The organism is Paraburkholderia sp. 2C (genome assembly GCF_054589215.1).
Genome location: NZ_BAAILL010000049.1, coordinates 505,101 through 512,876 on the forward strand (window position 1 = coordinate 505,101; position 7,776 = coordinate 512,876).

Annotated in this window: 7 protein-coding genes and 1 pseudogene; 4 read left to right on the plus strand and 4 right to left on the minus strand. The window is 66.2% G+C overall.

Features of this window, described 5'->3' with window-relative positions; all coding sequences use genetic code 11:
* Nucleotides 1-7: 7 nt before the first annotated feature.
* The 4 genes from aroE to mpl all read right to left on the minus strand — a co-directional run bounded on the left by aroE (nt 8) and on the right by mpl (nt 5,604).
* Complete coding sequence (gene aroE, locus ACYPXD_RS26560) at nt 8-886, minus strand: shikimate dehydrogenase (protein ID WP_459718282.1); 879 nt, start codon at nt 884-886, stop codon at nt 8-10.
* The gene (locus tag ACYPXD_RS26565) at nt 883-3,045 is read right to left on the minus strand and encodes a ribonuclease catalytic domain-containing protein (protein ID WP_459718285.1); all 2,163 of its coding nucleotides are present in this window, start codon (nt 3,043-3,045) and stop codon (nt 883-885) included. Before ACYPXD_RS26565 ends, aroE begins: the two co-directional genes overlap by 4 nt.
* A 250-nt stretch (nt 3,046-3,295) precedes the next feature.
* The gene (locus ACYPXD_RS26570) at nt 3,296-3,958 is read right to left on the minus strand and encodes a YqiA/YcfP family alpha/beta fold hydrolase (RefSeq protein ID WP_459718291.1); all 663 of its coding nucleotides are present in this window, start codon (nt 3,956-3,958) and stop codon (nt 3,296-3,298) included.
* Nucleotides 3,955-5,604, minus strand: coding sequence for a UDP-N-acetylmuramate:L-alanyl-gamma-D-glutamyl-meso-diaminopimelate ligase (gene mpl / locus ACYPXD_RS26575; protein ID WP_459718294.1), 1,650 nt, complete (start codon nt 5,602-5,604; stop codon nt 3,955-3,957). Before mpl ends, ACYPXD_RS26570 begins: the two co-directional genes overlap by 4 nt.
* On the opposite strand from mpl, the gene ACYPXD_RS26580 reads away from it, so the two are divergent.
* The 4 genes and pseudogenes from ACYPXD_RS26580 to ACYPXD_RS26595 all read left to right on the plus strand — a co-directional run.
* Nucleotides 5,553-6,209: a UDP-N-acetylmuramate--alanine ligase gene (locus ACYPXD_RS26580; protein ID WP_459718297.1), complete on the plus strand. Its 657-nt coding sequence runs from the start codon at nt 5,553-5,555 to the stop codon at nt 6,207-6,209. The genes mpl and ACYPXD_RS26580 overlap by 52 nt on opposite strands.
* Nucleotides 6,210-6,220: 11 nt before the next feature.
* Entirely contained in the window at nt 6,221-6,781 is a 561-nt protein-coding gene (locus tag ACYPXD_RS26585; RefSeq protein ID WP_459718301.1) for a TlpA family protein disulfide reductase, read from the plus strand.
* Nucleotides 6,782-6,975: 194 nt separating this feature from the next.
* Nucleotides 6,976-7,443 carry a type II 3-dehydroquinate dehydratase gene (gene aroQ / locus ACYPXD_RS26590; RefSeq protein WP_459718304.1) on the plus strand — a complete coding sequence of 156 codons (468 nt, stop codon included), beginning with the start codon at nt 6,976-6,978 and terminating at the stop codon, nt 7,441-7,443.
* 70 nt (nt 7,444-7,513) lie between these two features.
* Nucleotides 7,514-7,776, plus strand: a pseudogene (locus ACYPXD_RS26595) (acetyl-CoA carboxylase biotin carboxyl carrier protein); the annotation flags it as partial.

Below are 7,776 nucleotides of genomic sequence, written 5' to 3' on the forward strand. Positions count from 1 at the left end.
GCTGCTGCTAGGCGCCGGCCGGCGCGGCAAGCTGCTTGCGCAGTTCCGCGAGCACCGGCGCACCGTCGGGCCGCACGCCGCGCCACACGTAAAACGACTCGGCCGCCTGCTCGACGAGCATGCCCAGCCCGTCGGCCGCGCGCGCACCCAATGAAACCGCATGCCGCATAAAGACGGTCGGCTGTGCGCCGTACATCATGTCGTAGGCAAGCGTCTCTGCACCGAACGCACGGTCGTCGCATTCCGGCAGCGCGCCATCGAGACTCCCCGCGGTCGCGTTGACGATCACGTCGTACGCACCGGGCTCGGTTGCCTGCGCACCGCCGCCCGTCAGGCGGCAACCCGCGTCGCTCGCCGCCCGCGCGAATTGCGCCACCAATGCGTCGGCTTTCGCGGCGGTGCGATTGACGATCGTCAGCACATGCGGCGCACGCTCGAGCATCGGCAGCACGACACCGCGCGCAGCGCCGCCGGCGCCGAGCAACAACACGCGCGCGCCCGCGAGCGACACGCCGAGATTCACTTCGATATCGCGCACGAGTCCGAAGCCGTCCGTGTTGTCGCCGTAGATGCCGGCCTTGTCGAAACGCAGCGTGTTCACCGCGCCCGCGGCGGCCGCGCGCGGCGACAGCGTATCGGCCAACGCGTGCGCGTCGAGCTTGAACGGCACCGTCACATTGAGGCCGCGGCCGCCCGCTTCGATGAACTTGCGCACATGCGGCACGAATGCGTCGACCGGCGCGAGCAGCCGGCCGTATTCGACGGGCTCGCCGGTCTGTGCGGCAAAGCGCGCGTGAATAAACGGCGACTTGCTATGCGCGATCGGATTGCCGATTACCGCGTAACGGTCGCGCGAGTCCGAGACCGGGACGGAAGACGCGCTCATCGGCCCGGCTCCGTCTCGCGATGCGAATCGGAGCCGGCGGCATCGGCGTTCGCTGCATCGCCGTCGGGTTCGCCGCCGCTTTGCGTCGAGCCGCCGGCTGCGGAAGCATCGCCGCCTTCAGACGAAGCCGCGCCCTCGGGGTCCGCTTCGGCTTGCGCCTCGGCCTCGCTTTCCGCGGACTCATCGGCGGCGTCGATGATTTCTTCGTCGCCTTCGTTCTCATCGGCTTCTTCGGCTTCGGCGCCGCTCGTCACGGTCGGCGCGTCGAGCACGTGCAGCAGGCGCACCGACGCTTCGATCGTCAGCTCGTCGATCGACATCACGTCGAGCAGCACGCGCGTGCCGCGCGCATGCACGCCGAGCCCCGGCACGTGCAGCAGCAGCGGCACTTCCTCGAGCCGCACGAGGTCACCCTTCACAACCGAGGCGACGACCTGCTTCCTGTTTTCCTGCTTGATCCAGCGCAGGCACCAGAAGTACTCCATGCGGCGCTGATGGTCGGCGTAAGCCGTGTACGTATCGTCGAAGCCCTGCACGACCGCGAACAGGTCCGCGTCCTTCGGCTTGAACGGCGCGGCGAGCTTGGCGGTCACGCCATGCTGAACGCACGCGATCAACTGCCACTGGTTGACGAGATCGACATAGCGCCGCAGCGGCGACGTGCTCCACGCGTACTGCGCGACGCCGAGTCCTTCGTGCGGCGCGGCGGTCGTCTGCATACGCGTGCGCTTCGGGCCGGTCGGCGCGCCGAATGCACGTTGCGACCGGTAAATGCCGGGCACGCCGTGATCGTGCAGGAACGCGCCCCATGTCGAGTTCGCGAGAATCGCCAGTTCCGCGACGATCAGATCGAGCGGCGACCCGCGCCGGCGCGGCGTAATCGTCACATGCTCGTCTTCGACGTAGAAATTGAAGTCGGTATTGCGCTGCACTTCGCGCTTCAGGCCAAAGCTCGCGCGCATCACCTGGCGCTTTTCGAACAGCGCCTGCGCGAACGGCCACAGCACCGCGATGTCGTCCTTGTGCGGATAGTCGCCCGTGCCCGCGGCGAGCGCGTCTTCGGTGACCACTTCGTCGAGCGTGTTGTGCCGCAGGTTGGTCTTCACGAACACGCGCTCGGCACGCGTTTCGCTCGCGACGATCTCCTGCGTTTCGCGATTCACGATGCTGTAGAGCGACAGCGCCGGCCGCATGCCGCCTTCGGCGAGCGTGAACACGTCGACCACGCCATCGGGCAGCATCGTGATCTTGTCGCCGGGCATATAGACCGTCGACAGCCGCGCGCGCGCGATCGCGTCGACGGTGTCGCCGCGCGTGATACCCAGCGCCGGCGCCGCGATGTGCACGCCGATCCGCACGCGGCCATCGGCGAGATGCTCGACCGAGAATGCATCGTCGATTTCGGTCGTCGTCACGTCGTCGATCGAGAACGCCTCGACCTCGGCTTCGGGCAGATCGTCGGGCAGCGGGCCCGGCGTGACCGCCGGAAAGCCGGTGCCGTGCGGGAAGTACTCGGACAGGAAGCGCGCCTCGTGCAGCGCGCGCGCCGACGGAATGCCGCCGCAATCGAGCATGAGCCGCGCCGGCGACACGCCGCGGTGCGCGGCCGCCGCTTCGAGCGCCTTGTACTCGATCGAGTTCTTGTCCGGCTTCGTGAGCAGCGCAAGCGCCTTGCCGGCGAACGCATCGGGCAGACGACCCTCTTTCAGTTCGTCTTCGTAGCCCGACTGCACGAGCGCCTGCTGACGTTTGCGTTCGAGCGACGCCAGCGCCATCTGCAGTTGCTCCTGCGGCGCGCGCTGATACTGGCCGCGGCCCTTGCGGCGAAAATAGATCGGCGAGCCGTGCATGCGCAGCACGAGCGCCGCGCGCTCGATCGGACCGAATGCGGCACCGAAGTATTCGGCGCCAAGCGTCGCGAACGGAAATTCGTCCTCCGGCGCGCATTCCCACAGAAAGTCGAGATCGATCTGCTGCGCGGCCGCGTCGGCCTGCTCCATCAGTTCGCCGGCAGCCGGCTTGTCGAATTCGATCAGCACGTCTTTTGCGCGCACCTTCGCGCGCCGGCCGCCCGGCAACTCGACCTGGAACGCGTCGCCCTGCTTCGACAGCACGCTGCCTGCCTTGAAACTGCCCGATTCCTCAAAGAAAACGTTCACTCAATACTCTCGTTCTGGCTCGCATCGGCCGCCATGGGCCGTCGCGCTGCATGCATCCGGTTGCGTGCGCGCCGTGTCTGTCAGGCACGGCGCCGCGCCCGGCTACTGCATATTCGTGAAGATGATGATCTGTTAAGTGTCTGCTAACTGGGTACAAAAACAGGGTGCAAAACCGGCCTGTGACAACCCGTGCGAATGGTGTGCGAACCGGCTCCGGACCGACCTTGAACCTGGCGCGCAAACCGCGCGCCTACTTCGTCGCGGGACCCTCGCGAGGCGCGGCCTTCGGGTTCGGCGCAAGGGGAACGGCCGCGGCGCTGTCGCAAAACGCGAGTACATCGTCGACATAGTCCGCGAACTCGCTGATCGAATGATCGCTGCCTTCGATCAGTCTGGTTCGCGCGGCCGGATAGTGCGCAAGCATCTCGCGGTAGTCGAGCACCTCGTCACCGGTGGCCGCAAACAGATAATAGCGTTCGGGGCGCGTGATCGATGTGACGGCAAGCGCACGCATCTCGTCAAGGTGGCGCGCTTCCACGACGATACTGCCGCCGCCGTGCACGCGCGGCTGCTCGCCGAGGTACGCGGACAGGTCGCGCTGCGGCACGACGGCCGGATTGAGCAGCACCGCCGGCCAGCCGTGCTTTTCGGCAAGATGCGTGGCGAAGAAGCCGCCGAGCGAGCTGCCGATCAGCACGATGCGTTCGGGGTGACCAGGCTTATCCTTCGCCTCGTTCGATCCAACCCGCGCCGCGACGAGCGATTCGGCAAGCTCGATCGTTTCGAGCGGCGACACCGGCAGTTGCGGACAGCACCATTCGTCGCCGCGGCCCAGCGCCGCGAGCCGCTCGGCCAGCAGGCGCGCCTTGAACGATTGCGGCGACGAGCGGAATCCGTGCAGATAAAGAATCACGCGACGCCCCGTGCAAGCGCCGCCGGCCGCATCGACAGCGCGTCGAGCAGCTTCTGATGCACGCCGCCGAACCCGCCGTTGCTCATCACGAGCACGTGGTCGCCCGGCTGCGCGACGTCGATCACCGCTTTGACGAGCGTGTCGATATGGTTGAATGCGCGCGCCTTGTCGCCCAGCGGCGCGAGCGCTTCGGCAAGATCCCAGCCGAGCGCATCGCGGCCGCTCGACGCGCCGTAGCCGAACACGAGATCCGCGTCGGCGAGGCTCGCCGGCAACTGCGCCTTCATGACACCGAGCTTCATCGTGTTCGAGCGCGGCTCGAGCACCGCGAGAATGCGCGTGCGTTTTCCGGGTTCGCCGCGGCCGACCCGCGTGCGCAGGCCGGCGATCGTGGTGTCGATCGCGGTCGGATGGTGCGCGAAGTCGTCGTAGACGGTGACGCCGTCGACGCTGCCGCGCACTTCCATGCGGCGCTTCACGTTGCGAAAGCCGGCCAGCGACCGCGCGGCCTGGGCCGGCGGCACGCCGACATGACGCGCGGCCGCGATCGCCGCGAGCGCGTTCATGCGGTTGTGCTCGCCCTGCACCTGCCAGTCGACCACCCCGACGCGCTCGCCCTGCTGGTACACGGCAAATTGCGCGTCGACGGGCACGCCGTCTTCGGCGGCAAGCGCCTGCCAGCCGCCTGCGACGCCGAACCGCTCGACTTCGCTCCAGCAACCGCGCGTCAGCACGCGCTCGAGCGCCGCCTCGCGGCCGTTCGAGACGATGCGGCCGATACCGGGAATAGTGCGCACGAGGTGATGAAACTGCGTTTCGATCGCGGCAAGATCGGGGAAGATGTCGGCGTGATCGAACTCGAGATTGTTGAGGACCGCGGTGCGCGGCCGGTAGTGGACGAACTTCGAGCGCTTGTCGAAGAACGCGGTGTCGTACTCGTCGGCTTCGATCACGAAGAAGCTCGAATCGGTGAGCCGCGCGGACACGCCGAAGTTGAGCGGCACGCCGCCGATCAGGAAGCCCGGGTTCATGCCCGCGTCTTCGAGCAGCCACGTGAGCATCGAGCTGGTGGTGGTCTTGCCGTGCGTGCCGGCCACCGCGAGCACCCATTTGCCGTTGAGCACATGCTCGCCGAGCCACTGCGGACCCGACACATACGGCAGGCCGCGGTCGAGAATCGCTTCCATGAGCGGATTGCCGCGCGACACCACATTGCCGATCACGAACAGATCGGGCTTCAGATCGACCTGCTCCGCGCCGTAACCCTCGATAAGCCCGATGCCTTGTGCTTCGAGCTGCGTGCTCATCGGCGGATAGACGCCGGCGTCGCAGCCGGTGACCTGATGCCCCGCGCTGCGCGCCAGCACCGCGAGACCACCCATGAACGTGCCGCAGATACCGAGAATGTGGATGTGCATAGAGCGGTCCTTGCAAAGGCCGCTATTGTACCCGACGACCCGCGCCGCGCTGGGCCCTGGCCGGCGTTCGACACTGCCGGCTCCCGCAGGCGCGGCAAGCCCGCGGCGTGGGCCGGACGGCCGTACGAGAGGGCGCCTCGGGCAGGACGCCTCGTATTCTCTAGTATGATTGGCGGATGGTCCGCAAACTACATTTCGACCCGACGCGCGTGCGCGAGGAAATCGCAATCGCCGCCGCGAGGATGATCGCGGAAGACGGTCTCGACTATTCGACGGCCAAGCGCAAAGCCGCGCGGCAAGTCGTCGGGGAGACGCGCGTTTCCGGCGATTGGCTGCCCGATAACGACCAGATCGAAGAAGAAATCCGCGAATATCAGTCGCTGTTTCAGGGCGACACGCAGCCCGCGGTGCTGCGTCGCCTGCGCGAAATCGCCCTCGACTGGATGTTGCGGCTTGCACCGTTCAACCCGTATCTGACCGGCGCGGTGCTCGGCGGCACGGCGGGCGAACACTCCGATATTCACCTGCAGGCGTTTTGCGACAACCCGAAAGAAGTCGCGATTTATCTGCTGAATGAGAACGTGCAGTACGACGTTTCGGAAACCCGGCATTTCGCCGGACGCGGCTACGTCGAAACGCTGAGCTTCCTGTGGCGTCCGGTTGCCCGGCAAGGACGCGACGCGGAGCCGGTCGGTATCCACGTCGCGCTCTATGGCACCGACGACCTGCGCGGCGCGGTGCGCGCCGATGCGCGCGGCCGGCTCGCGCGCGCGGGCGTCCAGGCGGTCCAGGCGTTGCTCGCTGAAAGCGACGCGGCCTCTTCTACTAATTGAACAGACCTCAGATGAATACGAAGCGGATCCTGGCGGCGGTTGCAGTCGCGGTCGTCGCGGCTGCGGGGGGCGCGGCGGCCAGTCACTGGATATTCGGCCAATCGTTGACCGAAGTTGCGCATGCGGCAACGCCCGCCGCCCCGGCGGCGGCGAGCCCGGTCGACCAGCTCTGGTCGGCGACCGTCACGAACGTCGACGGCAAGCCGCAGTCGTTGAGTCTGCTCAAGGGCCACCCGGTCGTCATCAACTTCTGGGCGTCGTGGTGCGGGCCGTGCGTCGAGGAAATGCCGTCGCTCAGCCAGTTGCACCGCGAATACGCGAAAAAAGGCGTCGAATTCGTCGGCCTTGGCGTGGACTCCGACAAAAACATCAAGGCGTTCCTGCAGAAGGTGCGCGTCGACTATCCGATCTACGTGATCGGCTTCGGCGGCGCCGACCTCGCGCGCGCGTTCGGGAACAATGCGGGCGCATTGCCGTACACCGTCGTGATTGACGCAAAAGGCGTCGTACGGTCGACAAAATTGGGCCAGATTCAGCCAAATGAGCTGAAAGCCACGCTCGACGCGCTCTGACGCAGACAATTCGACAATGCTTAATTGAGGTCGGAACCGTGCGATTTATGCACCAATCGACTGAAATTGAGAGAAGTTGTGCTTTTACGTGCTTCCGGCCAGTTCGGCGCCACCTGTCCGGGCGTTCGAGAAACTAGACAAATTTCTCTAAACAGCGCTAAAGTGCCGCGAATTCCACGGAAATAGAAGCGACCATGACGCGACTGCTGGTGCTGCACGGCCCCAACCTCAACCTTCTCGGCACCCGGGAACCGGAGGTTTATGGCCGCGTGACCTTGCCGCAGATCGACCAGGCCCTGGCGGACCGCGCGGCGGACGCCGGCGCCGAACTCGCGTCGTTTCAGAGCAACCATGAAGGCGCGCTCATCGATCGCATCCATTCCGCGCGGAACGAGAAAACCGATTTCATCCTGATCAACCCCGCTGCGTATACCCATACCAGCGTGGCGATCCGGGACGCGCTGGCAGGCGTCGGCATTCCGTTCGTCGAGATTCACCTGTCGAACGTGCATCGCCGGGAACCGTTCCGGCACCATTCGTATTTCTCCGATCTCGCCGAAGGCGTCATTTGCGGTCTCGGCTGGAAAGGCTATCTGTACGCACTCGAGTTCGCGCTCGACCGCTTGTCCGCTCAAGCGTCCACCGGTACGACGCGCGCCTGAACCCAGAACACGAATTGAGCGCCGGCTCGCGGGAGCGCCGGCGCACCTACGCATTGAAAGGGGTATGCCCATGGATCTACGTAAACTGAAAACTCTGATCGACCTCGTCTCCGAATCCGGTATTTCGGAGCTGGAAGTCACGGAGGGAGAAGGCAAGGTGCGCATCGTGAAGAATGCGCCGCCGGTTTACGTGCAGTCGCCTGCCGCTCAATACGCGCCGCAGATTCCGGCGAGCGCGCCGATGCATCCGGCGGGCGTGGCCGAAGGCGCGGCCGCCGCGCCGGCGGCGCCGGCCGCGGCGGCACCGCAAGGGCATGTCGTGACCTCGCCGAT